Raw genomic sequence first — 26,627 nt, 5'->3', positions numbered from 1 at the left:
AGTTGAAGATATTCACGAAGGTATATGCGGAAAAGCTCTTAAAGATTCTTCCGGTCGAGCCGCCACCGATCGTACGGCCACGATCAAGGGAATTGAGATGCTCGCCTTACGCAACCTCCGAGTGGGATCCCGGCTGGGTGCCGGGTTCGGTCTGCTGCTGCTGTTCATCGTGGCCATCGTTGGCCTCGTGCTGTATGGAAACCACCTGAAGTCCGCCCAGTTCGAGAAAGTGGTGGACGTCAACATGGTGAAGATGCGGCTGTTGAACGACATGGTGGATACCAACAACGCGGTGCTGATGCATCGCCGGCTGATGGTGATCAAGCGCGGCGAGGATTTCGACAAGGATTATCAGAAGGCGCAGGAGCTGTCCCAGACCTACGATCGTATCTGGGCCAAGTACATCAAGATTCCACGCGATGCCACCGGCGATACCCTGGTGGCGAAGATCGAGGCGGCGCGCAAGGCCACCGACGCTTCCACCGAGCACCTGCATGAGCGCATGAAGGCCGGCGATTTCGACGGCGCGGCCAAGGAACTGCTGGCCGAACATGGTCTGGCGACGGCCTGGAACGAGGCAATCTCGACCCTGCTGCGGCATCAGGAGGCACTGACCGCGCGCAGCCGCGAGGAATACCGCTCGACCGAATCGTGGACCGGCACGTTGTCGATCGTGTTCGGTGTGATGAGTCTTCTGCTCGGCTCGCTGGCGGCATGGGCGATCACCCGCAGCCTGACCCGTCCGCTGGCAGGGGCGGTGAAGCTGGCCGATGGTATTGCCGGTGGGCGCCTGGACAGCAGCATCGACGCGTCGGGCAACGATGAGGTCACCCAGTTGCTCCGATCGATGCAGCGCATGCAGGCACAGTTGCAGTCGGTGATGGCGGCACAGGGCGAACTGGCCCGCCAGCACGATGCCGGCAGCCTCAGCTACCGCATGGACGAGAGCGCCTTCCCGGGGGACTACGGCCGCATGGTGCATGACACCAATGCGCTGGTTGGCTCGCATGTGCAGGTGCAGAATCGCCTGATCGAGGTGATGAAGCACTATGCGCGCGGCGACCTGTCGGTGGACATGGACCCGCTGCCGGGTGAGAAGGCGGCGATCACCCAGGCGATGGACGAGACCAAGGCCAGCCTGGCGGCGATCAACAGCGAGATCCGCCGGCTGGCGACCGCGGCCGCCGCAGGGGACTTCAGCCTGCGCGGTGACGAAGATCGCTTCGCCTACGATTTCCGCGACATGGTGGCCGGGCTCAACCGGTTGATGCAGACCACCGACGAGAATCTGGTACAGGTATCGACCCTGTTGCAGGCGATCTCGCGCGGTGACCTGACCGTACGCATGCAGGGTGACTTCCACGGGGTCTTCGCCCGCATGCGCGATGACTGCAACGCCACGGTCGATCAGCTCAAGCAGATCGTGGGTCGTATCCAGGCCAGTGCCTCCAGCATCACTCTGGCGGCAGGCGAGATCGCGTCGGGCAACACTGATCTGTCCCGGCGCACCGAGCAGCAGGCGGCCAACCTTGAAGAAACGGCCGCATCGATGGAGGAGCTGACGTCCACGGTGAAGCAGAACGCGGAGCACGCCCGGCAGGCCAACCAGCTCGCCATCGGCGCGCATGGCGTTGCATCGCACGGCGGTGAGGTGGTCGGGCAGGTGGTGACCACCATGTCGGCGATCGAAGCGTCGTCGAGGAAGATTGCCGAGATCATCTCGGTCATCGACGGTATCGCCTTCCAGACCAACATCCTGGCGTTGAATGCCGCAGTGGAAGCCGCGCGTGCCGGCGAGCAGGGCAGGGGCTTTGCGGTGGTGGCCAGCGAAGTGCGCACGCTGGCGCAGCGTTCGGCAGGCGCGGCCAAGGAGATCAAGGGCCTGATCGAGGATTCGGTCGGCAAGGTGGCCGATGGCTCGGCGCTGGTCCGCCAGGCAGGCACGACCATGGGCGAGATCGTCGCCTCGGTGCAGCGCGTGACCGACATCATGGCCGACATCTCCGCAGCCTCGCAGGAACAGAGTTCCGGCATCGAGCAGGTCAACCAGGCGGTCGTGCAGATGGACGAGACCACCCAGCAGAACGCCGCACTGGTGGAAGAGGCGAGTGCCGCGGCCCGTTCCATGGAAGAGCAGGCCAACCTGTTGACCGAAGCGGTGTCGGTGTTCCGCACCGGCGCGGCCGCGGCGGCCGCGTCGGTTCCGCGGGCGCTTGCGGCAGTCGCGGCGTCGGTCACCGCGGTGAGGCGTCCGGCGGTGCTGTCACCGCGCATCGAGCCGACGCTGGCCGCCAATGCAGGTGGGTGGGAAGAGTTCTAACAGGTGAGCATGCCGGCAGGGAGACGGCGCCCATCGCGATGGCTGGTCGCGATGGGCGCGATTTTTCCTGAACGCGCGATGGCCATTGAGGCGCCCGGCACGCGTATTTCACTTCCGGTTGCCAACCGCGGGAGGACACTGGCGCCATACCGGACCTCAGGAGATGGCCATGAAGACCTCGACCCGACTGCTTGTGCTGGGCACCCTGCTGGCGGCAACCTCTGTTGCCGGTGCGCAGACCTACGGGCCGCGCGACGAAGGACGCAAGTTCAATGACGGCAGCCGCGTGGTCTGCAAGAACGTGGAAGTACAGCGTAATTCGCGCGATCCCAACCGCATCGCCGGTACCGCCACTGGCGCCGTCATTGGTGGCCTGCTGGGCAACCAGGTGGGCGGTGGCAACGGCAAGAAGCTGGCCACCGTGGCCGGTGCCGTAGCGGGCGGCGCTGCCGGCCGCCAGATCCAGGGCAACAGCCAGCAGAAGAACGGCGACCGCGTGGTCGAGCGCCGCTGCGAGCGCGTTTACCGCTGACCGATGGTGCCAACTGCGTAGTCCCCCTTCCGCAACGCAGTATCTCGGAACGCCGGCCTCGTGCCGGCGTTCCTCGTTGTGGGGCCCCGTATCGCCGGCCGGTGTGTCGCGCCTATACTGCGCCGACCTCCAAGGATGAATGCCCTGTGAACGAATTGCCCGTCGCAGAGTCGCACGTTCCGGTTGCCGACCGCGAGCCCGGACCCGAGGCGAGCACGCGCTTCGGTCGGCTGCGCGAGCGTACCGATGAGTTGGAACTGTTCATTTCCGGCCTGCTGGCGTTCGCCCTGTTGGCGGTGCCTGGCTACCTGTTCGATGCGTGGGCGCGCAGCAGCCTGCACACGGAAGGCATGTACTTCCAGGTGCTGTGGTTTGGTTTCAGCATCAGCGTGGGCATGTGTTACGTGCTGGCGGTAGCGCTGATCGCGCATCTGACCGTGCGCGGGTACTGGATAGGCCTGATCGGGCTGAAATCGCACTTTCCCAAGGGCATCGACTGGGAACGGCTGCCGCAGATGGGCCCGGTATCGCGCGCTTTCCTCAAGGCGCGCGACGGTGGCCTGGACGGCAGCATCGAACGCGCTGATCGTTTGGCCACCATGCTCTTCTCCACCACGCTGCTGGCGGTACAGACGCTGGCCGGTACTCTGGTGGTGGCCGTGCTGACGTTGTGCGCGGCGATGGCGATCAGTGCGCTTGCCGGCGGTTCCGATCGTGTGGCCATGATCGTGGTCGGTACCGTGCTGGCCAGCCTGCTTGTACTCGCACTGGTTCCTGCACTGCTGGAGCGTGTCATTGCGCGCCGGCAGCGGCGCGACCGGCCCTGTGACGGCCTGCAGCGGTGGCTGCAGCGCTTCCTGGCGGGCCTGCAACGGATTCCCCTGCTGCGCCTGATGCAGACCATGCAGTTGACCCTGCAGAGCAACCTGCGCTCGCGTTCGTTCATGGCGGTCTATCTGCTGGCGGTGATGGTGGCCATGGTGCTGGGCGGGGTGCAGGTGCTGGGTTCAGTGAAGTTCTCGCTGTTCAACCGCTACCAGGTGATGACCGACGAGGCCGTCGAACACGGCATGTTGAGCGCGCATTACGAATCGATGCGTTCGGCGCACGATCAGCTGCTGCCGTACCCGATGATCCCGTCGGACACTATCAGTGGTTCACGCCTGCGTGTGTTCATTCCACACCGCCCCCAGCGCGACAACCCGCTGGCGCGCCAGCACTGCACCGCCTTGCCCGCCGCACACAATGAAGCGACTGGCGCAAAGGCTGCCAGCGCAGCGGTGGAGTGCCTGTCCCGGTTGTGGCAGGTGCAGTTGGATGGCACGCCGGTTGACCTGCACGACTTCATGCCGATGGAGCGCCGCGATCTCGACATGCGTGGACTGGTGGGCTATCTGCCCATGGCGACGCTGGCACCCGGTCGCCATGACCTGAGCCTGGTCTGGAATGCCGAAGGGGGCGAACGCGGCCCGGAGCGACGCCGCGAGTACCGCATCCCGTTCTGGTACGCGCCCGACCCCTGAAAAGGGCGCGGAGGGGATTGAGCCGCAACCCCCAACCGTGCCGTTTACGACTCAATCCCCTTCGTCCCCTTTTTTTCGAGGAGGCGCCAGGCGGCGAGGGTGCCGTAGAGCAGCAGCAGGACAGTGAGGGTGATCAGTTCGTGGCCGACTTCAGCCAGGCGGGCGTCCATCTGGTTCAGGCGCACCATCAGGTTGATGCCCGAGGTGGTCGGCAGCAGCTGCGCCAGCCAGACCAGCGGTTGCGGCGTCATCACCGCCGGCCACGACAGGTTGGCCAGGAAGAACAGTGGGATCGAGGTGGCGATGATGTACTGGAAGGCGCGTTCGCGGGTGCGGAAGAAGCTGCCGACGAACAGGCCGAACGCCACCGTGGCGGCGATGAACAGCGTGCCGCCCAACAACTGGCCCAGTGGATTGCCGCCGCGCGGATAGTCCTGCACCCACGCGGTGAAGCCGGCGTAGTAGAACAGACCGAACAGGCCGATCAGGCTGAAGCCCAATGCCATGCCCGCCAGCGTTGGCGGGTCAAAGCGCAGGCGCCGGCCCAGCGCGAGCCGGCGGCCACCGAGCAGCACGCCGATGCCCATCAACAGGGTCTGGTGAACGATCAGCTCGGCCACGCCGGGCACGATGGCGCTGCCATAGCATTCCTGGGTGTTGTACAGCGGGCGCTGCACCAGGGTGACGGGCGGCGCCTGCGGCGCGCCCATGAAGGCGGCCTGGCCGACCACCGCGTCACGTCCGAACGCGCCCAGCGCGTCGGCCACGCTGCCCAGCACCCAGCTGGCGCGGCCCAGGTAGGCGCCGTTGCCGAGCAGTACCAGCTTGGCCGGGTGCCCGCGCAGGATGTCGCGCTCCAGGTTGGCCGGAATCAGCACGACGCCCTCGGCATGGCCGGCTTCCAGCTGCTGGCGCGCGCTGTCGGTGTCCGCTGGTTGCCCGACCACGCGTGCGACCCGCAGTGCATCGAGCTTGCGCAGCAGTTCGCGGCTGGTGGCGCTGTGGTCTTCGTCCACCACCAGCACCGGCAGGTTGCCGGCTACCTGGTGGCGGTACGCGGCGGGGTAGAAGAACGAGTACAGGATCACCGCGCCGACCATCACCACGATCGCGTAGCGGTCGCACAGGACCGCCATCAGGGTCTGCCGGAGGCTGCGCCACAGTGCGCTCATGCGTCGCCCCCCGCCGGCTGTGCGGCTTCTGGGGTACGCGCGAAGGCGATCAGGCGCAGGCCGCCGATGCCGCCAGCCACCACTGCCATCAGCAGCAGCGTGGCCAGTGGCCACAGCGAGACCAGCAGCGGCGAGCCGATGAACTGCTGCTGGGTCTGCAGCTTGATATAGGCGCTGAGCGGCAGCAGCTGGTGCCAGACACGGGTGAACAACGGCCCGTCCAGCACCGGGAATGTGGCGCTGGAGAACGCCAGTGCGGTGCCGATGCTGAGGCCCACCGCGGACAGTGCGGTGCCCATGTCGCGGGTGACGCCAACGAAGAACAGCGCGTAGGCGGCGGTGGCCAGGTAGAACAACGGCTGCGCGAGCAGCAGCAGAAGTACGCTGCCGGCCACGCCATCACCGCGCAGCCAGGCGAGGTAGCCCAGACCCAGCGCGCCATACAGCGAGAACAGCAGGATGTACGGCGCGACCTTGCCGGCAATCGCAGCCCACGGCGTGCGGCCCAGCCAGGCGGGCAGGGTGCCGTCGCGGATCTCGCGGCCGAGGCTGCCAGCCGCGGCCAGTGCCAGTACCAGCGACAGCACCGCCGGGAAGATCAGCGGCAGCAGGAACAATTCGTAGCTGCGCGCCGGGTTGTAGAGGATGTCCGACTGCACTGCGATCGGCGCCGCGCGCAGCTTGCCCGGGCCGACCTGCAGGCCGATGCGTTCGCGCAGCAGGCGCGCGTTCCAGGCCGCGACCGCATCGCCGATATCGCGTGCCGCCGACTGGCCGGTGGTCATGTAGGTGGCGTTGTAATAGGCGAACACCGTGCCCTGGCGGCCGCGCAGCGCCTGGCGGGTGACGTCGCGCGGCACCAGCACGATGGCGAATACATCCAGGCGGCGCAGCTGCGAACGTGCCTCTTCCATGTCCGCAGGCTGGCTGGCGATGCGCACGCCGGGGCTGGCATCGAGCATGCGCAGCAGCAGGCGGCTGTCACTGCTGTGGTCCAGGTCGACCACAGCAATGGGGATATCGCGCATCACCGACGGGGTGAACATCCACGCCATCACCGCCAGCATCAGCAGCGGCAGCAGGGTCACCAGCATCAGGTCGGCGCGGTTGCCGCGCAGCGCCTGCAGTTCGCGCCGCCACGAGGCGCCGAAACCGCCAGTATCCGGGCTCAGTGCTGGGGCCATGCGAACAGCACGCTCATGCCGGGGCGGAAGCCCTCGATGCGGCGTACCGGGCGCACCCGCACCTCGAAGCTGCGGACGTCGTAGCCGGACGACTGGCGGGTGGTACGCCAGGTCGCGTAGTCGCCGGCCGGGTTGATGAAATAGACCTCGAATTCGCCGTCCAGGCCGAGGGCTGGCACGCTGCCCTTCAGCTTGCTGCCGACCTTCAGGCCCTGCATCTGCGATTCGCGCAGGTTCATCGCCACCCACATGCGATCGATGTCGACCAGGGTGAACACCGGGTAGCCGGCCGGCACCAGTTCACCCGGGTCAGCCATGCGCTTGTTGATCTCGCCCGCTACCGGCGCGCGCCCTTCCACTTCGGCACGCGCGGCGTTGACCTCGGCCACGGCGCCCTTTGCCTGCTGCACCTGGCCCTGAGCGGCGCGCTTGTCCTGCTCGCGGGCGCCTGCCAATGCCATGTCGTACTGCGCGCGGGCGGCACGCGCCAGTTCGCGCGAGCTGGTGGCCTGGGCATGCGCTTCATCGCGCTTCTGCCGGGTCATCACCCCTTCGTTGAACAGGTTCTGCACGCGCTGGTAGGTGGCCTCGGCCAGCGTCGCACCGGCTTCGGCGCGCTTCCAGTTCGCTTCGGTGGCGCGGATGTCCTCGCTGCGCGCGCCCTCGTCGGCCTTGTCGGCCACCGCCTGCGCGGCCGCCAGTGCGCCATGCGCCTGCTGTTCCTTGGCGGCCACTTCGGGGCTGTCGAGCAGGAACAGCACCTGCCCGGGCTGCACGCGGTCCCCCTCGCGCACCTTCAGTTCGGCCACGCGCGCGGTGATCTTGGCGGCCACGTTGATCGTGTCCGCATCGGCCATGCCCTGGATCTGGTCGGCGGGGCTGCGCCAGGCCAGCCATAGGCCCAGCACCACCACGACCAGCAGCACCACTATCAGGATCGGACCCAGGCGGCGTTTGCCGGGGGGCGTTTTCGCTTCGTCGTGCAGCACATCACTCATGGTCGATCACCTCGTCCGCACGGCGCCGGTATTCTTCAAAACGGTCCATCTGTCCACTGACCTCCAGCAACTGCGCCAGCGCAATATCGTATTGGTAGGCGGCCTGCGCGCGCTCGACACGGGCGCCACCCAGGCCGAGCCGCGCGTCGATCACATCCAGTGACGTCGCCTGGCCTTCGCGGAACGCCAGCTCCTGCAGGCGCAGGTTTTCCTGTGCCTGGGCCATGCTGCTGTCGAGCAGTACGAACTGCTGCCGGGCGGTTTCCAGTTCGTTCCAGGCCTTGCGCACGCCCAGCGCGACCTGGTTCTCGGCCTCGCGCAGGCCGGCTTCGGCCTGCTCCTGCTGCGCGCGCGCAGCGCTGATCTGCGCCGGCCGCGAGTTTGGCGACAGGAAGGTGTACTTCAGGCCGATGCCGAATGCCCAGTCCGGGTCGGTCAGCATTTCGTCGCGGCGGCGGAAGTCGTACTGGCCGAAGGCGAAGATCTGCGGTTTCAGTTTGGCCTGCTGCACGCGCACGCCCTGTTCGGCCTGTGCCACCATCGCCCGCAGGCGTGCGATCTGTGGCTGGCGCGCCTGCGCGGTGCGCTCGAAGCTGGCCACCGGTTCCAGTGGCACGCGCTGCACGAACAACGGCGATACGGGCTGCACCTCGCCGCCACTGCGCAGCAGCGTGGACAGCGCGGCCTTCAGCGTGGCCAAGTCGTTCACCGTCTTCTGGTACTCGCGCTCGGCCTTGTCACGGGCCACGGTGGCCTGCAGGCGCTGGGCACGGGTGGCGAAGCCCTCGCGTTCCAGCTTTTCCGCATCGGACAGATGTTGGTTGAGGCCATCGCGCACGTCGCGGCGTACGTCCACTGCCTGCTCGGCCAGGCGCTGGCCAAAGTAGGCCTGGGCCAGTTGCACGGTCAGCGATTGGCGCTGTGCTTCGCGTTCGGCACTGGCCTGTTCGTGGGCGGCACTGGCGGCACGTTGTGCGGCCGGAATCACGCCGCCCGTGTACAGGGGGAGCACAGCCGTCACCACCGGGCGCGTTCTCCAGTCGCGCTCGGTGAACGACAGCGGCGAATCGATGCCGAAGGCTTCAGCCACGGGGGCCAGCGAGCCCAGTGGCAGGGTGAGGGTCTTCTGGAACTGCAGGCGGCGCACTTCGCCGGTGATCTCCGGCAGGCGCAGCAGGCGGGTGGCGTCCTGCAGGTCCTGCTTGTTGCGTACCGCTGCGTCAGCGGCCGCCAGTGCATCGGAGACCTGCTCCAGGCGTTGCCGCGCCTGTTCCCAGTCCAATGCAGGTGCGTCGGTGCTGTTCTGCGCGGACGCAGCGAATGGCAGGCAGGTCGCCAGCGCCAACGCCAGCGCGGGCTTCGCGCGGTGCATCCTTGTACGTCGGCCGATCACGCCCATGCCGTCCCAGTGGTAAAGAAGTGCGCAAACGGTAGTGCGCGCGGCGTGAAGCCCGGGTCTGCGGTCATCGGATTGTCCTCAACGAAGGGTGCCGCTGGCCGCAGTGCGCAGCGCCTGGGTGATGTGCTGCAGCGTACTTGAGCGCACCGCGGCATGCTGCCAGTACAGCGGCACATCGAGCCAGCGACGGGGTTCCAGTACCACCACGCGGCCGGCGCGCACCGCGGGTGCGGCCAGCGTTTCCGGGGCCATGCCCCAGCCGAGTCCGCACGCGGCGGCTTCGACGAAACCGGTGGAAGAGGGCAGGTAGTGTAGCGGCGGCTGCAGGCGTGCGCGGGTCAGGCGTCGTACGAAGCGCCACTGCAGTTCATCTTTGCGGTTGAACACCAGCATCGGCGCGCGTGCCAGTGCCGTGGCCTGCATGCCGTCGCTGAAGTACTGGCGGGCGAAGCCCGGTGAGGCGATGGCGTGGTAGCGCATGGCACCCAGCGGATGCACGTTGCAGCCCTTCACCGGTTGGCTTTCGGCGGTGACCGCACCCAGCACGCTGCCATCGCGCAGCAGCTGCAGGGTGTGATCCTGGTCATCCATGCGCAGGTCGAACAGGTAGCCATGGCGCTGGTGCAGGTCGGCGATGGCCGGCACGAACCACGTATCGAGCGAATCATCATTGACCGCCAGCGGGATCGGCGTACGCACGGCGTCACGGCCACGTTCGGGCAGCAGCTCGGCCAATGCCTCGACTTCGAGCGCCTGCATCGGCCGTACCCGACGCAGCAGCGCCTCACCGGCGGCGGTAGGGCGGCACGGCGCCTGGCGTACCAGCAGCACCTGCCCGAGCCGGTCCTCCAGTGCCTTGATCCGCTGCGACAGCGCCGACGGGCTGATCGACAGGCGGCGTGCGGCGGCCTCGAAGCTGCCTTCCTCCAGCACGGCAGCGAACGCGGCCAGTTGTGGATGTACCAGGTCCATGCGGGGCCTCTTCAGTTTTTCTGCACAGGATAAAGAAAAACCAGATTGTCTTAATCGTCCGGTGGCCGCACCCTGCGCGTCCCTTTGCTGACTGGCCTGTCCTGATGTGGATCGCCGCTACCGTCGCCGGCCTGTTCGCGGGCGCCGGCCTGATCATCGCCATCGGCGCACAGAATGCCTTCGTGCTGCGCCAGGGCCTGCAGCAACGTCATGTGGGAACGGTGGTGGCCGCCTGCGCCGGCGCCGACATCGCGCTGATCCTGGCGGGCGTGGGCGGCATGGGCGCGCTGGTGCTGCAGTGGCCGTTGCTGCTGCAGGTGCTGCGCTTCGGTGGTGCAGCGTTCCTGCTCTGGTATGGCCTGCAGGCCGGGCTGCGCGCGTGGCGCGGTGGCAGTGCGCTGGCAGCGGGCGAGGTGGAGGGTGGCAATCGACGGCAGGTGCTGCTGACCTGCCTGGCGTTCACCCTGCTCAATCCGCACGTCTACCTGGATACCGTGGTGCTGCTGGGCAGCCTGTCCACGCGCTATCCGGGCGATCTGCGCTGGGCGTTTGCTGCCGGCGCCTGCGCAGCCAGCGTGATCTGGTTCTGTGCGCTGGGCTATGGCGCGCGGCTGCTGCAGCCGGTGTTCCGCAGGCCGGCTGCGTGGCGGGTGCTGGACGCTGGCGTGGCGATCTTCATGTTCTGCCTCGCCACCCTGCTGCTGTTGCGCCCGCTCTAGGCCGTTTCCACCGCGCACAACGGCGTTTCCCCCGGACGCAGGGTCAGCACGCGCACGCCGTTGCGGGTGACCGCGACGGTATGTTCGAACTGCGCCGACAGCTTGCCGTCGCGGGTGTAGACCGGCCATGCGTCCGGCTGCTGGCGGATGGCCGGCTTGCCCTGGTTGAGCATCGGCTCGATGGTGAACACCATGCCTTCCTCCAGCACCATGCCGGTATTGGGGTGGCCGTGGTGCAGGATCTGCGGTTCCTCGTGCATCTCCTGGCCGATGCCGTGCCCGCAGTATTCCTTCACCACGCTGTAGCCGTGGATGCGCGCGTGGCGGGCGATGGCGTGGCCGATGTCGCCCAGGCGCGCGCCGGGGCGCACTGTGGCGATGCCTTTCCACATCGCCTGGTAGGCGGTCTGCACCAGCCGGCGCGCGGCGTAGTCGACCTCGCCCACCAGGTAGGTGGTACTGGAATCAGCGATGTAGCCGTTCTTTTCCAGGGTGATGTCGAGGTTGACGATCTGGCCGTTGCGCAGCACGTCGGTGGTGCTGGGCACCCCGTGGCAGATGACGTTGTCGATCGAGGTGTTGAGCACGTACGGGAAGCCGTACTGGCCCTTGCTGGCCGGCCGCGCCTGCAGCTCGTCGACGATCATTCGCTCGACGAAGTCGTTGATCTGCATCGTGCTGCGGCCCTGAAGCGGCAGCTGGTCGAGCGCAGCGAATACCTGTGCCAGCAGGCGCCCGGATTCGGCCATCAGCGCGATCTCGTGCGGCTGCTTGATCATCGCCATGTCAGGCCCGCCCGGGCGCCAGCGCCTGCGGTTGTACCCCGGCCGCGCGCAGTTCGCTGGCGACGATGTCCTGGAAGCTCAGCGTGGGGTTCATCTCGCACAGCATGCCGACCCGGATCCAGAAGTTGGCCTGGGCGTTGATCGAGCGGCTGGAGACAGTGCAGGCACGGCGCAGCTGGTCGTGCAGGGTGTCATCGATGTTGACGATGCCCATGGGGGAGCCTCGAGGAATTGTTATACGAAGCGTATATGTTTCGTATATTCCTCTCAAGCCGGTGTCGTTCAGTCCACGTGGGTGGCAAAGCGCAGCCGGTTGCCGTCGGGGTCGCGCAGCAGCATCTCGCGGCTGCCCCACTCGGTGTCATGCGGCGGCTGTTCGATCGGCACGTTTGCGGCGCTGAAGGCACGGTGCAGGGCGTCGACATCCTCGACGATGAAGTACACCGCGCCGCCCACCTCACAGTCGCCGTTGTGCTCGGTGAGGAAGATCGTCTGGCCATCGCGGGTGAGCTGGGCGAACAGCGGCAAGCCGGGTTCGAAGCGGTGTTCCCAGTCGACCACGAAGCCCAGCCCCTGCACGTAGAAGGGGAGGGTGGTGTCGGCGTGGCGCATGCGCAGTTGCGGGATGACGGTCTGGGGCATGGCGGTGGCTCCGGGGTGGGAGCCCAGTGTAGAGCCGAGCCATGCTCGGCTGCTGTTCGCGGTCCCCTCAGTCGAGCATGGCTCGACTCTACAGAAGGCGCCAGCCGAGCGGGGGCTCGGCTCTACCCGGCTCTGGTGGTTGCCAACCTCGGTTGGCATTGCCGGCCAGCGGTCAACCGGCAATCGGCACCGAAGCCATCGCCGCAAGCAGTTCGCGGTTCACCTGCTGGTGCCGGGCCTGCCAGGCAGGAAGATCATTGGCGCTGATGTCCGGCTGGCCATCCAGCGACGACAGCCAGCGCTTGAAGCGGCTCTGGTAGTTGGCCAGCGACACTTCGCCGGTGATGTCACTGCCGACCAGGCCGCCGGCGCGCAGTGCCTCGATCACCACCAGCGCGTCCTCCAGCTGGAACCGGCCCTGGTCCCAGTTGCTGCGCGCCACGTCCTCGGCAAACACGTCCTTGTCGATGGACAGGTAGGTGGGTTGTGGCGACTTGGCCTGTTCGGCAGCGAACGCGGCCACCAGCGCTTCAGGGTGCTCGAAGCGGCGGAACGCGTGGCCCATGCCGAGGCGATGGCCCCAGCCGACATCCACGTCCATGCACCAGTACGTCAGGCGGCCACCCAGCAGCGGGCGCCAGTGGTTCTCCCAGGCATGGCCGAGGCCGATGTCGCTGGAGGTGATGCCGAGGACATGGATGTGCGAGATCTGCGGCAGCTTGCTGGCGGCGTTCACCCACGAACCGCAGTGCATGCCGAACGGAAAACGCATGTTGTCCGGATGGTTGTCCAGCACCACCAGCTGGAACGGGGCTTGCCCGCGCATGCGGCGCAGCAGCGGCAGGCTGAGATGGTGGAAGTCGCCGCTGCCGAGCATCACCGTGCCGTGTTGCGCAGGCAGCGATGCCAGGACTTCAGCGCCGAAGCGATCCAGGGTGGCGTTGCTGCAGGCGAAGCGCAGCGGGTCGTGCCACTGCGGCAGTGCCAGGGTCTGTGCCTGCGGCAGTGGCAGCACGCCACCGTCCAGGTCGAGGATCAGCGGGGAACGCACCAGCATCGCTCAGCCGCCTCCATCAGGTTCGCCCTGCAGGTAGGGGGCCAGCCGGCGCAGGGCGGCACGCAGCAGCGGGGAACGTGCGTGGATCGCATGCCGGGTGGAGGTGAAGCGGGCGCCCAGCTCGGCCTTGATGCGCGAGTCGGTCCAGCCGGCCACATAGTGGCTCAGGCCGTGCTGCAAGGCGTACTCGAGGTTGTGCATCCAGCTGACGGCGTACAGGTTGTGCTCGCGCGACTGCGGGTAGGCCAGGCCGATGTACTTGTCCACGAGCTTGCCGGCATGCACGTAGCACAGGTTCCAGCCGATCAGCTGGCCCTGGTGGCGGTACAGGAACATGCGTCCCTGGCCCAGGCTGTCGGCCAGCAGGTGCTGGAAGTAGGGCAGGTCGAGCTGGTCGAAATGCACCGCGCTCTGCGCATACACGCCCAGGTACAGCGCATACAGCTCGGCCTGCAGCTGCGGGTCGGCCAGGGCCGGATCACCGGTGGCGATGCAGTCGATCTGCAGCTCATCGCGCGAGCGCAGCTTGCGCCGGATGTTCTTGCGGCGCGAGGACGACAGGCGGCCGAGATAGCCGTCGATCGAGTCGAAATCGATCGCCACCCAGGCCAGGGGCATGCCTTCCAGTTCAACGAAGCCGCGCGCCAGCAATGCCTGCAGGAAGGCAGCGCTGTGCGCATTGGCCGCGTCGTCCAGCAACGGTGAATCGATGGCCAGATCCTTCACCACCAGCAGCCGGGTATCGCCGATCGCGTGACGCGTCACGTCCTCGGCCAGCGCCTCCGGCGCGACGTGTGCCGGCAGCGGGGTGTACTCGGTGCTGGTCGCACCGACGAAGCGCGTCTTCCAGGTGATCCACGGCCGCCACAGGCGCGACAGCGGCAGGCCGAGCAGCCTGCCGCGCAGTTCGTCGTCCATCGTGGTGGTCAGGTCGAGCGGTGCACGGAAGGTCGGCAGGCCGCTGGGAAGGCGACCTGCCTCGAAACCGAGCGGCGGGTGGACCAGGAAGCCTTCCAGCAGCGCAGCCGGTTCCAGCGCGGTGCTGGATGCACGTGGCGTCATTTCCATCGGCACGGGAACCGGCAGCGCATTCGACCTCAGCCCTTGGCCTTGGTCAGCGCCTGGTCAAGCAGGGTGATCGCCAGGTCGATCTCTTCGTAGCTGATGTCCAGCGACGGCGCGAAGGTGATCACGTTCTTGTACCAGCCGCCCACGTCCAGCACGAGGCCCATGCGCTTGCCGTCATGCAGCAGGTCACCGGCCAGGCCGATGTCGACCATGCGGTCCAGCATTTCCTTGTTGGGGGTGTAGCCGTCGGCCTGGCAGATTTCCGCGCGCAGGGCCAGGCCCAGGCCGTCGACGTCGCCGATTTCCGGGTGGCGCTTCTGCAGGCCACGCAGGCCGTCGAGGAAGTACGCGCCCTTCTCCGGCACGGTGCGCTCGTAGTCCATTTCCTTGCCCAGCTTCAGCACTTCCAGGCCCAGGCGGGTGCCCAGCGGGTTGGAGTTGAAGGTGGAATGGGTGGAGCCCGGCGGGAACACGGTGGGGTTGATCAGCTCTTCGCGTGCCCACAGGCCCGACAGCGGGTTCAGGCCGTTGGTCAGCGCCTTGCCGAACACCAGCACGTCCGGGGTGACACCGAAGTGCTCGATCGACCACAGCTTGCCGGTGCGCCAGAAGCCCATCTGGATTTCATCGACGACCATCAGGATGCCGTACTTGTCCAGCACGCGCTTGAGGCCGGTGAAGAAGTTGCGCGGCGGAATGACGTAGCCGCCGGTGCCCTGGATCGGCTCGACGTAGAACGCGGCGTACTCGGCCTGGCCGACCTTGGGATCCCACACGCCGTTGTACTCGCTTTCGAACAGGCGCTCGAACTGCCACACGCAGTGGTCGGAATACTCGTCCGGGGTCATGCCCTTCGGGCGACGGAAGGGATACGGGAACGGGATGAACATCGCACGCTCGCCGAAGTGGCCGTAGCGGCGGCGGTAGCGGTAGCTGGAGGTGATCGACGAGGCACCGAGGGTACGGCCGTGGTAGCCACCTTCAAAGGCGAACATCAGGCTCTTGCCGCCGCGCGCGTTGCGCACGATCTTCAGCGAATCCTCGATGGCCTGCGCGCCGCCGACGTTGAAGTGCACGCGGCCATCGAGGCCGAACTTCTCGTGCATGTCCACGGCAATGGTCTTGGCCAGCTGCACGCGGGTCGGGTGCAGGTACTGGCTGGCAACCTGCGGCAGGGTGTCGATCTGGTCCTTCAGTGCATCGTTCAGGCGCTTGTTGCTGTAGCCGAAGTTGCAGGCCGAGTACCACATCTGCAGGTCGAGGTAGGGCACGCCCGCACCGTCGAACATGTAGCTGCCTTCGCCGCGCTGGAAAATCTTGGGCGGGTCGACGTAGTGGACGGTGTCGCCGAAGGAGCTGTAGCGGGCTTCGTCGGCCAGCAGCTGCGCGTCGGAGGCAGCTGCGTCGGCGTTCTTGTCAAAAATGTTCATGCAGTTCGGTTCCGTGAAGGACGTTCGAAAGGGAGCAACGGGGGAGCGCGGCTGGAAGGGAGTGCTCAGGCGGTGGCCAGCAGCAGGGGCAGTGCGGCGGGCTGCGGGCTGGCGTCGATGCGACGTGGCTGCAGCAGGCTGCCATCGAGCAGGCGCGGCAACAGCGCGACTGCATCGTGGAAGGTATCGATGGCGGCATGCTCGATGCCGGCATTCGTGCAATGGGTGATCAGGCGGCGCTTGGCGAATACGAAGTCGGCATCTTCGGACACGCAGAAATCCGAGCTGCCGTCGCCGATCATCAGCACGCGCGGTGCTTCGTTGGCGCGTGCCTGCGCGGCGCAGGTGCACTTGCAGGTACCGCTGCGGCAGCCTTCGGCCTGGTAGGGTGATTCCAGTTCCCAGTGGTCTTCGCACCAGCGCAGGTGGTTGGCCACCACCGGCAGCCGCGACAGGCCATGGTTGGCGAGGATCCGGTGGATCGCATAGTCCAGGCCATCGCTGACGATGCGCAGCGGCAGGCCCAGCTGCTCGGCGCGGGCGACGAAGGCGATGAAGCCGGGATCGATCTGCACCTGGTCCAGGTGCGCATCGAGCGTGGCCGGGTCCAGCTTCAGCAGCCGCACCTGGCCCTGCATGCATTCGCGCGAGCCGATCTTTCCGGCCTTCCACTGGTCTTCCAGCGCCTGCCAGCCCGGCTGGCCGTACTTCTCCAGCAGCGAGTCGATGACATCTTCGAGGCTGATGGTGCCGTCGAAGTCACACAGGATGCTCCAGTGCATGGGCAGGTCCGTCGATGAAAGAAGCGTCCGGCACGATGCCGGGGCAGGCTCAATGTAGGCAGGCCGCCTTTCTCGTTCCTTTCCTGTTGAAAGGCTCTTCTGACGGGCTGGGAAAGCATTCAGGAAGGTGCATGGATGAATGCGCGGAGGGCAGGCCACGCCTGCGCGTGCGGGTCAGGCGCGGGCCAGGGCCTGCAGTATTTCGGCCGTCTCTTCACGGGTTTGCCAGGCGCTGTTGCCAAGGGTCAGCATGCGTGCGGCGAAGTCGCGCGCGTTGGACACTTCGGCGGCCGGCACGATGCCGCGAAGGTAGGCGTAGTCGGGCAGGGCATGGATGAACATGCGGCTGGCGCCGAGACCGCGTGGCCAAAGGTCTTTCAGCACGGCATCGCGGGCTTCTTGGCTGGGCAGCAGCAGCATCAGCATCGGCCAGGTGCCGCCGGTACCCGGCATTCCGTCGACCACCTCGACCGCCGGCAGCTGTGCCAGCTGCACGCGCAGCTGCAATGCACGCAGGCGACCTGCCTGCAGGAAGGCAGGCAACCGCCGCGCGGCATGGGCACCGATGTTCTGCCGCCACTGGCTGACCCGGTGCTGCGGAATCTCCAGCGGGAAGATGTCACCGACCGCTTCTTCCAGGTCGCCACGCTGCAACGCACCGCGCAGCGGATTTCCGTACACCAGCGATAGGAGCGATGGCCGATAACAGGCGGCCAGGCCGAGCAGTTGCACACTGCGCAGCAGTTCCCAGCGCAGGCTGAAGGGCACCTGTTCGGCGGCATGTGCGGCCAGCGCGGCACGCAGCTCGTCATCGCGGCTGACCAGCAGGCCGCCTTCGTGCAGGCTCAGGCCCTTGCCGGCGGCCAGACTGAAGAATCCGATATCGCCGCGCAGGCCGACACTGGTGTTGCCGACCCGTGCGCCGAGCGCCTGCGCGGCATCCTCGATCACCCAGGCACCGGCGCCGCGTGCAACCTCGCAGGCCCGCTCGACATCGGCGATGCGACCGCCCAGATGGGTGGGCAGGATCGCCAGCGTGCGTGCATCGGCCAGGCGGCTGAGCTGACCGGGATCGAAGTCGAAGTGGCCGGGGCGGGTATCGCACAACTGCACGCGCAAGCCCAGGCTGTGGACCGCGATTGGCACCAGCGGGCAGGTGTAGGCCGGCAGGATCACGGTGTCGCGCTTGGGTGCGCGCTTGCGCAGGGTGCGCAGGGCGATCAGCAGCGCGTTCGTGCCGGAACAGGTCAACTGCAGCGGCGGCGTGCCGAGCTGGCTGGCCAGGATCGCGCGCAGGTCGCCACCGCCGGGAAGGAAGTCGCTGGCCTGCATCGGCAGGCCGGCGGTGGGCGGCAGCTCGCGCGCGAACAGGTTCATCGCAACGCGCTCATGCAGTACTTTCGGCAGGACTGTGCGGATCGTCCGCTTCGGCGCGCCCCAGGCAGACGATGCCGGCCACGATCAGGACCGCGCCGACCAGGTGATGCAGGGTCAGCGGTTCGTTCAACAGCCAGGCCGACAGCAGCAGCACGCTGATCACTTCCAGGTGCGAGGCCGCGAACGCGGGGCCGATCGGCGCATGCCGCAGCAGGCTCATCCAGGTGAAGAATGCACCGACGTAGCCGAGGATGGCGCCGTACACCCACGGCTGCGACAGTACGCGCAGCAGCCATGCGGTGTTGGCCTCGACCGGCAACGCGGCATCACCGGCGTACTTGAAGCACAGCTGCGCCAATGTGTCGAAGGCCATCAGCAGCGGGAAGCCGATCACATACAGGCGCCTCATGAGCCGGCCCCAACCACCGCCACGCCTGCGGTGACCAGCAGCATGCCGGTCACCCGCAACGGCGTGAGTTTTTCGCGGAACAGAATGCGGCCGGCGATCATCAGCGCGACGATGTTGATCGAGCCCAGCAGCACGCCCTTGGACAGCGGCACCAGCGACAGGAACGCGATCCAGGCGACGAACTCAAGCACGTAGCAGGCGATGCCGATCCACAGCCACGGCCGGCTGAGCATGTGTTTCCAGCGCTGCAGCCCTTCGCCGTCCTGCGGGTCGCTGGCCGCGGCCTTGAAAGCAAGCTGGCCACCGGTATCGAGCACGACATTGGCCAGCCACAGCAGCGTGGCGAGCGCCCCCATTTCAGGCCACCGCCTTGAGCACGCCGTTGCGTTCGCCGATCTCGGTGAAGAAGCGTGCGCTGCGGCGGATCACGTCGCGGCGTTCGCGGTCGATGGTGATCATGTGGTAGCTGTCTTCCAGCACCACCAGTTCCTTCGGGCCGCTGACCCGCGACATCACCAGTTCGGCATTGCCGATGCTGGCCACGTCGTCCTCGCGGGCGTGCATCACAAGGCAGGGCGCGGTGACCTGGTGCAGGTGGCGGCGGGTCCAGTGGCTCAGCGCACGCATTTCGGCCAGTGCGTGCCAGGGGTTGCCCGGCAGGCCAGCGGCGGCGCTGTCGCCGGAGAGCATGGCGGCGCTGACCTGCGCACGCAGGCGCTCGTCACGCAGGCCGTACGGCGGTTCTTCCATGAACATGCGGTCGCGGCCGATGTTGAAGCGCTTGAACCATGGCAGCAGGAACGACAGGCGGGCCACGGCTGGGATGTTCCAGCCGTCGTAGCGGAACGTGGCGCCATACACGCCGACGCCGGACACCCATTCCGGGCGTCGTGCGGCCAACGCCAGCGACAGCACCGCGCCCATCGACAGGCCGCCCACGAACAGCTGGTCGACCTTGCCGCGCAGGCTGGCCGCCGCATCTTCCACGCCCTGGTACCACTGTTCCCAGGTGGTCGCCAGCAGGTCATCCACGGTGCCGCAGTGGCCGGGCAGCTGCACACCGTGCACGGTGAAACCCGCGTTGTTCAACCCCTTGCCCAGCATGCGCATTTCCGCCGGGGTGCCGGTCAGGCCATGGACCAGCAGCACGCCCTGCGGGCCACCGGGGAGGAAGAAGTCGTGCGATTCGGTCACCTGGCGGCTCCGGGACGGCAGTGGGAATGGCAGGATCGCAAGCGCGATTTTCACCAGCCTTTCAGCGCCCCGGGCCGGGTCAGGGGCCCTTCAGCAGCGGCAGCGTGATGGCGACCTTCAGCCCACCGCCGGGGCGGTTGAGGAAGCTCAGGCGACCGCCGAAGTGCTCCACTGCCTCATGAGCGATGGCCAGGCCGAGGCCGGTGCCGCTGGCAGCGGTGCCCGGCGCCCGGAAGAAGCGCTCGCCCAGTCGTGGCATCACGTCGTCGGGCACGCCGGGACCGTTGTCTTCCACATACAGTTCGACATCATTGTCGTCCAGCGCATGCACGCCCACCGTGACAGTCGCATTGCGGCCGGCATAACGAAGGGCGTTGTCGATCAGGTTGTCCAGCGCCTCCTGCAGCATGGCGCCGTTGCCGAGTACACGCAGCGGATCGGGGCTGCCGCGGTAGCCCAGATCGATGCCATCACGGATCGCTTCCGGTACCCGCATGCCGACCCACTGCGGTACCAGAACGCCCAGATCCAATGCCTCGACCGTTTCCGGCACGGTCTGTGCCCGGCTCAGCGCCAGCAGCTGGGTGCTGACCCGCGCGGTGCGCTGGTTGAGCCGGCGGATATGCTGCAGCGCTTCGCGCACCGTGTCCGGGTCGCCGTGCGCCAGCGCCTGGTCCACGTGCAGGGCCATGCCCGCCAATGGCGAACGCAGCTGGTGCGCCGCATCGGCGATGAAGCGGTTCTGCAGGGTGATCATTTCCGCCTGGCGCGCGAACAGATCGTCGATGGTGCTGATCAACGGCTGGATCTCCTCCGGCACGTCGGCATCGGAGATCGGCGCCAGTTCGCCGCGGCGCTGCGCCAGGCGGGTCCTCAGCGGGGTCAGGATGCGCAGGCCGTAGGTCACGCCGAACCAGACCAGCGCGGCGGTGCCCAGCGCCAGCATGGTCATCAGCGGGATGATGATCATCAGGATCTCACGCGCACGCTGGCGGCGGTCGGCCATGCTCTCGGCCACGGTCACCGCCAGCTGGTCCTGCGGATCGTTCATCGCCTGGGTGCAGACCGTGGCCATGCGGACCTGCTGGCCGTTGAGGGTTCCGTCGTACAGCGCAGGGTGAACGCCGGTGCAGTCCTGCGAGGGCGCGTAGGGGCTGAAGTCGGCATTGCCGCTGAGGGTGCCCTTGCGGCTGCTGTCGACGTTGAAATAACGATGGCCGTCGGGGTCGTACTCAATGAGGAAGCGCGCTTGCGGAGACAGGTCGCTGGTCACCGGCATGGTGCTGAGCATCTGCGCGAACGAGTGCGTGTCGTCGACCAGGTTGCGGTCGTGGATGCGGTTGGAATAGTCCAACGCAACGTAGTAGGCCAGGATCGTGTTGAAGATGAGCAGGCCCAGCATCGGCAGCGCCAGGAAGGCGAGCAGGCGCCGGCGCAGGCTGGGCGGTCCACTGATCACGGGGTGCTGTCGTCCTGCGCGTCTTCCAGCATGTAGCCCAGCCCGCGCACGGTGCGGATGCCCATCCCGCCGGGCTGCAGCTTGCGGCGCAGGCGGTGGAGGGCGATGTCCAGGCCGTTGTCGGTCAGGTCCTGGCCCCAGTCGCACAGTGCTTCCACCAGTTGCGCGCGCGACACGATGCGCTCGGCGCGTACCGCCAGCGCCGACAGCAGGCCGAACTCGCGCGCGGTCAGTTCCAGCGACTGGTCGTCGATCCATACCCGATGCCCGGCCAGGTCGATGCGCAGGCGGCCGATGCGCAGGTCCGGGTTGCCATTGCTGGTAACCCGGCGCAGCTGGGCGCGCACGCGCGCTTCGAATTCGTCCAGTGCGAACGGCTTGACCAGGTAGTCGTCGGCCCCCAGGTCGAGCACGCGCACGCGTTCGGCCAGGCCGTCGCGGGCGGTCACCACCAGCACGGCCAGGCCATCACCGCGCTGGCGCAGGCGCTGCAGCACGTCGCGGCCATCCAGCTGCGGCAGGCCCAGGTCCAGCACCAGCAGTGCGTACTGGGTCGAGCCCAGCGCGGCGTCGGCGTGCGCGCCATTGTCGACGTGGTCGACCACGTGTCCCTGCCGGCGCAGCGAGGCGCACAGGCCGGAGGCAATGTCCGGGTCGTCTTCAGCAATCAGAACGCGCATGCGCGGGGTCTCCTGTCACGGTCAGGCCCACCGGATGGACGCGGTGGGCCTCTCGGCTGCCGAGGGTAGCCGCAAACCGGGTGAAGGTGGAGCGCGGCGGCGTCGCCGGGTGCGGTCGCGCTGTCCCTCCATTCAGTCCTTCAGGCCGGGCTCGCCCTGCGCCAGCGGTACCCGCGAACCGTCCAGCAGGCCACGGCTGAGCGTGCCATGCTCGATGAACAGCAGTTCGCCGTTCTCGCCGTTCTTGATGCTGCTGTCGATGGCGATCACGCGGTCGCCATGGAAGCTGCTGACGTGCGGCATCGAGGTGTGGCCGACCACGATGCGCGTGAGCTGCAGGCGGTCGAGCACGCTCTGCACCCCGGCGGTGTCGAGGCGGCCATCGAAATAGCCGCGGTACCAGATCGGGCTGGTCTTGCCGTCATACAGCGGCGCGGTGGCCGGGTCGGCCTTCACCTCGGCCTTGGGCAGGCCCAGCGAGGCCTGGTAGGCCGCGTTGGTGCGTGCCGGGTCCAGCGCCAGCTGGACGGCTTCGGGCGAGATGCCGCCGTGCAGGAACAGGGTGTCACCGATCTTCAGCAGTACCGGGCGGGTACGCAGCCACTGGCCGATCACCGAATCGGGACCGTACAGCTGCGGGTAGCTGCGGCCGAGCAGCTGGGCGCTGCGCAGGTACTTCGGGTTGACATAGCGCAGGTCGTCGTACAGCACCATGGTTTCGTGGTTGCCGAGCACGAAGTGCACCGCGCCACCGACGGCCGCCGCCTGCTGCTGCAGGCCGTACAGCAGCCAGAACGCTTCGGTCACCTGTGGGCCGCGGTCGAACACATCGCCGGCGATGACCAGGGTGTCGGTGCCCAGCGCCCAGCGGTCCTGTGCGTCGATCACCTTGTTGGCGCGCAGCAGGCGCACCAGCAGCCCGTACTGGCCGTGGATGTCGGACAGCGCGACGATGCGAGGGACCGCCGGCAGTACGGCGACCGCGGCGGCATTGGGTGCGGCCACGTGCACAGTGTGCTCATAGCCGCAGCGTGCTTCGATATCGGTCCCCGCCGTGCTGATGGGCAGGGTGCGCGACTCGACCTTGTCCGCACAGATCCACTTCGCCTGCAACTGCTCGCCGTTGCGGAACACATAGGGGCCATCGGCCTGTACGTGGTCAGCCGGTGCAGCGACCTCGCGGGCCTGTGTGGTTCCGGCCGCGCAGGCCAACAGTGGCAGCAGCAGGGCGGTCAGCAGGGAAGGGTGACAGCGCGACATCGGCGGCATCCGGCAGCGGAAAGATCCGATGCTACCCGGCGCTGGCGTTCACGGGTGTGCGCGAATGGGCGGGTCAGGCCCCGCCGCCAGCATCCTTGAGCTTGCGCACGTGGGTGTGGGTGGCCTGCAGCGGCTCGCCGTTTCGGCCGTGCGGCTGCATGTAGGGCACGGGCCGCCGCGTACCCGATTCGATCAGTTGTGAATGGGGCTCACCGGCCTCGAAGCAATGGCGCTCGCCCCACTGGCGCAGCGCGACCAGCAGCGGAAACAGTTCCAGTCCGGCGGCGGTGAGCACGTATTCCTGGTAGGCCGAACCGTCGGAGGCCGGTTGCAGCTGCAGGATGCCGGCATCGGCCAGCCTGCGCAGGCGGTCGCTGAGGATGTTGCGTGCAGCACCAAGGCTGCGCTGGAAGTCGCTGAAGCGGGTGATGCCGTCGAACGCGTCGCGGATCACCAGCAGCGCCCAACGGTCACCGAGCAGGTCGGCGCTGCGGGCGACAGGGCAGGGGCTGTTGGCGTGCATGGCAGGTTCCGCTGAAGGTGGTTGCAGTTTAAAACCAATATAACTAACCTGCACCAAGTTGCAAAATGAAACCACATTCATGGGCGCCACCCCCGTTCCCCGTTCCCTGCAGGTGCTGCTCGCGGTTGCCGCCGGTGCCAGCGTTGCCAACGTCTATTACGCACAGCCGCTGCTGGATCAGCTGGCGCAGGCCTTCGCACTGGATCGGGCTGCGGCGGGCGCGGTGGTGGCGGCGACCCAGGCCGGCAGCGTGCTGGCCTTGCTGGGATTGCTGCCATTGGCCGACCGCGGTGATCGTCGCCGCCTGCTGCGGTTGCAGCTGCTGGCGCTGGTGGCGGCGGTGCTGTGGCTGGCGGCTGCGCGCACTGCCGGCTGGCTGCTGTCGGGCATGCTGCTGGCCGGCTTGCTTGGCACTGCACTCACCCAGGGCCTGATTGCGTACACCGCGACGTTGGCGCCGGTCGAGCAGCGCGGGCGCGTGGTCGGCGCCGTGCAGGGCGGGGTGTTCATCGGCCTGCTGCTGGCACGCGTTGTATCGGGTGGGGTGGCCTCCGCGCTGGGCTGGCGCGCCGTCTATCTGCTGTCTGCCAGCGTGACAGCGGTGCTGGCGCTGCTGCTGTGGCGGCGCCTGCCCGCGCTGCCGGTGCCAGCGCTTCCGCCGCGCTGGCGCGATCTGCTGGGCTCCATGTGGGGCATGTTGCGTACTGATCGCACGCTGCGCGAGCGTGGACCGCTGGCACTGCTGTTGTTTGCCGGCCTCAATGTGTTCTGGGCGGCGGCACCGCTGCCTTTGTCGTCACCGCCATTGCACTGGTCGACCGCGGCAATCGGTGCACTGGGCCTGGCGGGCGTGGTGGGTGCACTGCTTGCGGCGCGGGTCGGGCATTGGATGGACCGTGGATTTGCACATCGCGTCAGTCTCGGCGCGCTGCTGCTGATGTTTGCCGCGTGGTGGCCGCTGCTGGGCCTGCCGCAGTCGCTGGCGCTATTGCTGCTGGGCGTGGTGGTGCTGGATCTTGGTGGGCAGGCGCTGCATGTAGCGAACCAGGCCCTGCTGCTGCGCGCGCCGGGCGAACAGCATGGTCGCCTGGTGGCGCTGTACATGCTGTTCTATGCCGTGGGCAGCGGTGCAGGCGCGGCGGGCGGGCCCTGGATGCAGGCGCGCCATGGCTGGCCGGCGGTCTGCATGCTGGGCGCTGGCATCGCCTTGCTGGCGCTGCTGTGGTGGGCCGTGTGGCGAGTGGCGGCGTTCACTGCATCGGCCGCGGTGCGAAGCGGCAGAGTCGACTGTCGGTAGCGTCGGCTGTCGGTAGAGTCGACTGTTGGTAGAGTCGACTGTTAGTCGACTGTTTTTCCGCCAGCCCGCAAAAAACCCCGCGCTGCGCGGTAGTCGACCAACCGTCGAATCCACCACCATCGGGAATTTGCATTTTTGTCGGTTCACCGCTGCAATGCCCGCCGCCCCGGAGCGTCCTGCAACGCGTCGCTGGCCACCACCACGCGGTTGCGGCCGCTGCGCTTGGCCTCGTACATCGCGGCATCGGCACGCGCCATCAACCGCTCGTAATCCGGATGACCATCGTGACCGGCCACACCGATGCTGGCAGTCAAGGCCAATACCTGCCCGTTGGCCAGCGCCACCGGCGACTGCGCGATCTGCCGGCGCAGGCTTTCGGCAATCACTTCCGCCTGGGATTCACTGGCCGCGACCAGCACCACCACGAATTCTTCGCCGCCATAGCGGAACAGATAGTCGCTGCCGCGTGTCAGCTGCCCCAGCAGGCCAGCCACGTGCTGCAACGCTCGGTCGCCGGCATCGTGGCCGTGGCCGTCGTTGATCGCCTTGAAATGGTCCAGATCGAGCAGCAGCAGCGAGAAGGGCGTGCGATTGCGCGTGGCCAGCTCGATTTCCCGGCGCAGCACGGTGGGCAGGAAGCGTCGGTTGAGCAGGTTGGTCAGTGCGTCGCTGCCGGCATCGAGCTCGCCGATGCGTTCGAACAGCAGCGTCATCAGGGTGCGAATGCTGGCGAGATCCTCGCGGATCGACGGCAATGTCGCCAGGCGCTGCGCAGGGTCATCGAGCGCGGCGCGCTGCAGGCAGCCGTCGATGCGCGCCATCAGCCGGCCTACCTGCTGGGTTTCGCTGCTTTCGCCGAAGCTGGGGATTCCCTTGTGGGTGAACCACAGGCCGAACTCGGAGGTGGCCAGGCTGGCGCTGTCGCTGCCCTGCACATGACCGGCCAGCGCGTAGAGCAGGGCGTTTTCCCAGTCCAGCAGCAACGCGCGCTGGCGCTCGCGTTCGGTGCTGACGTTCTGCACCAGCGAGAACAGCCGGTACGCCGCATCGGCACGGCTGGAGCGTTCGCGCGCGTGCGTGTAGGCCAGGGTCATGCCTTCCATGGCGATGTCCATGATCGCACTGAGGCAGTCGATGGCGGCGAAGGCAGTGGCGCTGTCCGGTGCATCGTCGCGCAGGCGGACGAACAGCTCGTGTTTGAGCACGCGCGCGCCACGGGTCACCAGATCGACCGGGATGCCAACCCGCGCATGCACGTCGCCGATCACCCGCTGTGAGGCGACGGTGGCGGCGATGTCGGCGGCGTCGGTGGTCAGCAGCTGCACCAGCCAGCGCTGCATGGCCGGTTGCAGGCGTTGCTTGACCTGCTCGTGGGACAGGAAGGGGCGTGCGCGGCCATCCTGCAGCAGGACTTCATAGAAGCGCTGGGCCAGCGCCGGTGGTGCGTCCGCGGCGGCCGCGCGCAGCTGGGCGGTGGCGGCAGGGCCGGCCTGCTGCAGGCAGTGCTGCCACGCCTCGGCCAGCGGCTGGCTGGCTTCATCCAGTTGGGGTGTTTCCACGTCGATCTCTGACTGCGTACGGCAAACCACGGGTATCGGCCGCGATGGCGTGCGGTTGATGGCGGGGTAGCCGGGCAGTTTACGCGCGGTGCAGGGTTGCACGGTGCGCGAAGCACACGTGCGCCGCTGCGGCAATGAGTGAACGCATTTGAGAATCACTCGCATTGATGGGAGAATGCACGCACGGATCGGGCCGCAGGCGCCCTGCAGCGACGGTCCGCCTCCCCCTCGTCGTTGCCTCAAGCCCTTTGCCAGAGGCCCCGTTGCCCTGCCAGAAGGTCCAGAT

The 26,627-nt window shown here is 67.4% G+C and carries 26 protein-coding genes; 5 read left to right on the top strand and 21 right to left on the bottom strand.

All coding sequences use genetic code 11. The annotated features are described in order from the left end of the window. The first annotated feature begins 97 nt into the window (after positions 1–97). The 3 genes from AC5P8Z_RS03260 (at position 98) to AC5P8Z_RS03250 (ending at position 4,375) form a co-directional block, all read left to right on the top strand. Entirely contained in the window at positions 98–2,320 is a 2,223-nt protein-coding gene (locus AC5P8Z_RS03260) for a methyl-accepting chemotaxis protein (protein ID WP_495228073.1), read from the top strand. A gap of 163 nt (positions 2,321–2,483) precedes the next feature. Further along, positions 2,484–2,852, top strand: coding sequence for a glycine zipper 2TM domain-containing protein (locus AC5P8Z_RS03255; protein ID WP_049426710.1), 369 nt, complete (start codon positions 2,484–2,486; stop codon positions 2,850–2,852). A 146-nt stretch (positions 2,853–2,998) separates the two neighbouring features. Further along, positions 2,999–4,375 (top strand): hypothetical protein, encoded by a 1,377-nt coding sequence (locus AC5P8Z_RS03250; protein WP_495228072.1) that lies wholly within the window; start codon positions 2,999–3,001, stop codon positions 4,373–4,375. 44 nt (positions 4,376–4,419) lie between these two features. On the opposite strand, the gene AC5P8Z_RS03245 is transcribed toward AC5P8Z_RS03250, so the two are convergent. From AC5P8Z_RS03245 to AC5P8Z_RS03225, 5 genes are all read right to left on the bottom strand, one after another. Beyond that, on the bottom strand, positions 4,420–5,547 hold the full coding sequence (locus AC5P8Z_RS03245; RefSeq protein WP_495228070.1) for an ABC transporter permease: 1,128 nt from the start codon (positions 5,545–5,547) through the stop codon (positions 4,420–4,422). Beyond that, the gene (locus AC5P8Z_RS03240) at positions 5,544–6,731 is read right to left on the bottom strand and encodes an ABC transporter permease (RefSeq protein WP_495228069.1); all 1,188 of its coding nucleotides are present in this window, start codon (positions 6,729–6,731) and stop codon (positions 5,544–5,546) included. Before AC5P8Z_RS03240 ends, AC5P8Z_RS03245 begins: the two co-directional genes overlap by 4 nt. Further along, positions 6,716–7,729, bottom strand: a complete 1,014-nt coding sequence (locus AC5P8Z_RS03235) for an HlyD family secretion protein (RefSeq protein ID WP_495228068.1) — start codon at positions 7,727–7,729, stop codon at positions 6,716–6,718. The genes AC5P8Z_RS03240 and AC5P8Z_RS03235 overlap by 16 nt, the downstream gene beginning before the upstream one ends. Next, a complete protein-coding gene (locus tag AC5P8Z_RS03230; RefSeq protein ID WP_495228066.1) occupies positions 7,722–9,128 on the bottom strand; it encodes a TolC family protein in 1,407 nt (468 codons plus the stop codon). The genes AC5P8Z_RS03235 and AC5P8Z_RS03230 overlap by 8 nt, the downstream gene beginning before the upstream one ends. 78 nt (positions 9,129–9,206) lie before the next feature. Then, entirely contained in the window at positions 9,207–10,100 is an 894-nt protein-coding gene (locus AC5P8Z_RS03225) for a LysR family transcriptional regulator ArgP (protein ID WP_495228065.1), read from the bottom strand. Between the two features lie 104 nt (positions 10,101–10,204). Here AC5P8Z_RS03225 and AC5P8Z_RS03220 point away from each other — a divergent pair, with 104 nt between their 5' ends. Then, positions 10,205–10,819, top strand: coding sequence for a LysE/ArgO family amino acid transporter (locus AC5P8Z_RS03220; RefSeq protein WP_295565608.1), 615 nt, complete (start codon positions 10,205–10,207; stop codon positions 10,817–10,819). On the opposite strand, the gene map is transcribed toward AC5P8Z_RS03220, so the two are convergent. From map to AC5P8Z_RS03145, 15 genes are all read right to left on the bottom strand, one after another. After that, on the bottom strand, positions 10,816–11,598 hold the full coding sequence (gene map / locus AC5P8Z_RS03215) for a type I methionyl aminopeptidase (RefSeq protein WP_495228316.1): 783 nt from the start codon (positions 11,596–11,598) through the stop codon (positions 10,816–10,818). The genes AC5P8Z_RS03220 and map overlap by 4 nt on opposite strands. Before the next feature lie 7 nt (positions 11,599–11,605). Continuing rightward, positions 11,606–11,818, bottom strand: coding sequence for a ParD-like family protein (locus AC5P8Z_RS03210; RefSeq protein WP_006425741.1), 213 nt, complete (start codon positions 11,816–11,818; stop codon positions 11,606–11,608). 68 nt (positions 11,819–11,886) lie between these two features. Next, positions 11,887–12,246, bottom strand: coding sequence for a bleomycin resistance protein (locus AC5P8Z_RS03205; protein ID WP_295565609.1), 360 nt, complete (start codon positions 12,244–12,246; stop codon positions 11,887–11,889). 172 nt (positions 12,247–12,418) lie between these two features. Beyond that, positions 12,419–13,303, bottom strand: a complete 885-nt coding sequence (locus tag AC5P8Z_RS03200) for an arginase family protein (RefSeq protein WP_495228063.1) — start codon at positions 13,301–13,303, stop codon at positions 12,419–12,421. 3 nt (positions 13,304–13,306) lie between these two features. Further along, a complete protein-coding gene (locus AC5P8Z_RS03195; RefSeq protein WP_495228062.1) occupies positions 13,307–14,371 on the bottom strand; it encodes a GNAT family N-acetyltransferase in 1,065 nt (354 codons plus the stop codon). A gap of 29 nt (positions 14,372–14,400) precedes the next feature. After that, entirely contained in the window at positions 14,401–15,801 is a 1,401-nt protein-coding gene (locus tag AC5P8Z_RS03190) for an aspartate aminotransferase family protein (RefSeq protein ID WP_495228061.1), read from the bottom strand. A gap of 65 nt (positions 15,802–15,866) precedes the next feature. Continuing rightward, a complete protein-coding gene (locus AC5P8Z_RS03185) occupies positions 15,867–16,583 on the bottom strand; it encodes an MtnX-like HAD-IB family phosphatase (RefSeq protein WP_295565612.1) in 717 nt (238 codons plus the stop codon). 174 nt (positions 16,584–16,757) lie between these two features. Beyond that, positions 16,758–17,960 (bottom strand): DegT/DnrJ/EryC1/StrS family aminotransferase, encoded by a 1,203-nt coding sequence (locus AC5P8Z_RS03180; RefSeq protein WP_495228059.1) that lies wholly within the window; start codon positions 17,958–17,960, stop codon positions 16,758–16,760. Between the two features lie 10 nt (positions 17,961–17,970). Further along, positions 17,971–18,369: a DMT family transporter gene (locus AC5P8Z_RS03175; RefSeq protein WP_049429588.1), complete on the bottom strand. Its 399-nt coding sequence runs from the start codon at positions 18,367–18,369 to the stop codon at positions 17,971–17,973. Beyond that, a complete protein-coding gene (locus AC5P8Z_RS03170; protein ID WP_014646430.1) occupies positions 18,366–18,725 on the bottom strand; it encodes an EamA family transporter in 360 nt (119 codons plus the stop codon). The genes AC5P8Z_RS03175 and AC5P8Z_RS03170 overlap by 4 nt, the downstream gene beginning before the upstream one ends. A 1-nt stretch (position 18,726) precedes the next feature. After that, positions 18,727–19,563, bottom strand: a complete 837-nt coding sequence (locus tag AC5P8Z_RS03165) for an alpha/beta hydrolase (RefSeq protein WP_295565614.1) — start codon at positions 19,561–19,563, stop codon at positions 18,727–18,729. 79 nt (positions 19,564–19,642) lie between these two features. Continuing rightward, positions 19,643–21,022, bottom strand: a complete 1,380-nt coding sequence (locus AC5P8Z_RS03160) for a sensor histidine kinase (protein ID WP_495228057.1) — start codon at positions 21,020–21,022, stop codon at positions 19,643–19,645. Next, the gene (locus tag AC5P8Z_RS03155; protein WP_005408670.1) at positions 21,019–21,702 is read right to left on the bottom strand and encodes a response regulator; all 684 of its coding nucleotides are present in this window, start codon (positions 21,700–21,702) and stop codon (positions 21,019–21,021) included. Before AC5P8Z_RS03155 ends, AC5P8Z_RS03160 begins: the two co-directional genes overlap by 4 nt. Before the next feature lie 132 nt (positions 21,703–21,834). Next, positions 21,835–22,962 carry a metallophosphoesterase gene (locus tag AC5P8Z_RS03150; RefSeq protein ID WP_495228056.1) on the bottom strand — a complete coding sequence of 376 codons (1,128 nt, stop codon included), beginning with the start codon at positions 22,960–22,962 and terminating at the stop codon, positions 21,835–21,837. A 73-nt stretch (positions 22,963–23,035) separates the two neighbouring features. Continuing rightward, the gene (locus tag AC5P8Z_RS03145) at positions 23,036–23,485 is read right to left on the bottom strand and encodes a winged helix-turn-helix transcriptional regulator (protein ID WP_295565617.1); all 450 of its coding nucleotides are present in this window, start codon (positions 23,483–23,485) and stop codon (positions 23,036–23,038) included. A 79-nt stretch (positions 23,486–23,564) separates the two neighbouring features. Here AC5P8Z_RS03145 and AC5P8Z_RS03140 point away from each other — a divergent pair, with 79 nt between their 5' ends. After that, a complete protein-coding gene (locus AC5P8Z_RS03140) occupies positions 23,565–24,782 on the top strand; it encodes an MFS transporter (protein ID WP_295565618.1) in 1,218 nt (405 codons plus the stop codon). 143 nt (positions 24,783–24,925) lie between these two features. On the opposite strand, the gene AC5P8Z_RS03135 is transcribed toward AC5P8Z_RS03140, so the two are convergent. Next, positions 24,926–26,341 (bottom strand): GGDEF domain-containing protein, encoded by a 1,416-nt coding sequence (locus AC5P8Z_RS03135; RefSeq protein WP_495228053.1) that lies wholly within the window; start codon positions 26,339–26,341, stop codon positions 24,926–24,928. Positions 26,342–26,627: the final 286 nt, after the last annotated feature.

Source organism: Stenotrophomonas sp. YJH_SMC_17 (assembly GCF_059371655.1).
Note: the sequence above shows the minus strand (reverse complement) of the source record. Positions and strands in the feature narration are given on the sequence as shown.

Coding starts and splice junctions, on each gene's coding strand:
- AC5P8Z_RS03260 (WP_495228073.1), top strand. CDS start 98: ATGCTCGCCTTACGCAACCTCCGAGTGGGATCCCGGCTGGGTGCCGGG.
- AC5P8Z_RS03255 (WP_049426710.1), top strand. CDS start 2,484: ATGGCCATGAAGACCTCGACCCGACTGCTTGTGCTGGGCACCCTGCTG.
- AC5P8Z_RS03245 (WP_495228070.1), bottom strand. CDS start 5,547: ATGAGCGCACTGTGGCGCAGCCTCCGGCAGACCCTGATGGCGGTCCTG.
- AC5P8Z_RS03240 (WP_495228069.1), bottom strand. CDS start 6,731: ATGGCCCCAGCACTGAGCCCGGATACTGGCGGTTTCGGCGCCTCGTGG.
- AC5P8Z_RS03235 (WP_495228068.1), bottom strand. CDS start 7,729: ATGAGTGATGTGCTGCACGACGAAGCGAAAACGCCCCCCGGCAAACGC.
- AC5P8Z_RS03230 (WP_495228066.1), bottom strand. CDS start 9,128: ATGGGCGTGATCGGCCGACGTACAAGGATGCACCGCGCGAAGCCCGCG.
- AC5P8Z_RS03225 (WP_495228065.1), bottom strand. CDS start 10,100: ATGGACCTGGTACATCCACAACTGGCCGCGTTCGCTGCCGTGCTGGAG.
- AC5P8Z_RS03220 (WP_295565608.1), top strand. CDS start 10,205: ATGTGGATCGCCGCTACCGTCGCCGGCCTGTTCGCGGGCGCCGGCCTG.
- map (WP_495228316.1), bottom strand. CDS start 11,598: ATGATCAAGCAGCCGCACGAGATCGCGCTGATGGCCGAATCCGGGCGC.
- AC5P8Z_RS03210 (WP_006425741.1), bottom strand. CDS start 11,818: ATGGGCATCGTCAACATCGATGACACCCTGCACGACCAGCTGCGCCGT.
- AC5P8Z_RS03205 (WP_295565609.1), bottom strand. CDS start 12,246: ATGCCCCAGACCGTCATCCCGCAACTGCGCATGCGCCACGCCGACACC.
- AC5P8Z_RS03200 (WP_495228063.1), bottom strand. CDS start 13,303: ATGCTGGTGCGTTCCCCGCTGATCCTCGACCTGGACGGTGGCGTGCTG.
- AC5P8Z_RS03195 (WP_495228062.1), bottom strand. CDS start 14,371: ATGGAAATGACGCCACGTGCATCCAGCACCGCGCTGGAACCGGCTGCG.
- AC5P8Z_RS03190 (WP_495228061.1), bottom strand. CDS start 15,801: ATGAACATTTTTGACAAGAACGCCGACGCAGCTGCCTCCGACGCGCAG.
- AC5P8Z_RS03185 (WP_295565612.1), bottom strand. CDS start 16,583: ATGCACTGGAGCATCCTGTGTGACTTCGACGGCACCATCAGCCTCGAA.
- AC5P8Z_RS03180 (WP_495228059.1), bottom strand. CDS start 17,960: ATGAACCTGTTCGCGCGCGAGCTGCCGCCCACCGCCGGCCTGCCGATG.
- AC5P8Z_RS03175 (WP_049429588.1), bottom strand. CDS start 18,369: ATGAGGCGCCTGTATGTGATCGGCTTCCCGCTGCTGATGGCCTTCGAC.
- AC5P8Z_RS03170 (WP_014646430.1), bottom strand. CDS start 18,725: ATGGGGGCGCTCGCCACGCTGCTGTGGCTGGCCAATGTCGTGCTCGAT.
- AC5P8Z_RS03155 (WP_005408670.1), bottom strand. CDS start 21,702: ATGCGCGTTCTGATTGCTGAAGACGACCCGGACATTGCCTCCGGCCTG.
- AC5P8Z_RS03150 (WP_495228056.1), bottom strand. CDS start 22,962: ATGTCGCGCTGTCACCCTTCCCTGCTGACCGCCCTGCTGCTGCCACTG.
- AC5P8Z_RS03145 (WP_295565617.1), bottom strand. CDS start 23,485: ATGCACGCCAACAGCCCCTGCCCTGTCGCCCGCAGCGCCGACCTGCTC.
- AC5P8Z_RS03140 (WP_295565618.1), top strand. CDS start 23,565: ATGGGCGCCACCCCCGTTCCCCGTTCCCTGCAGGTGCTGCTCGCGGTT.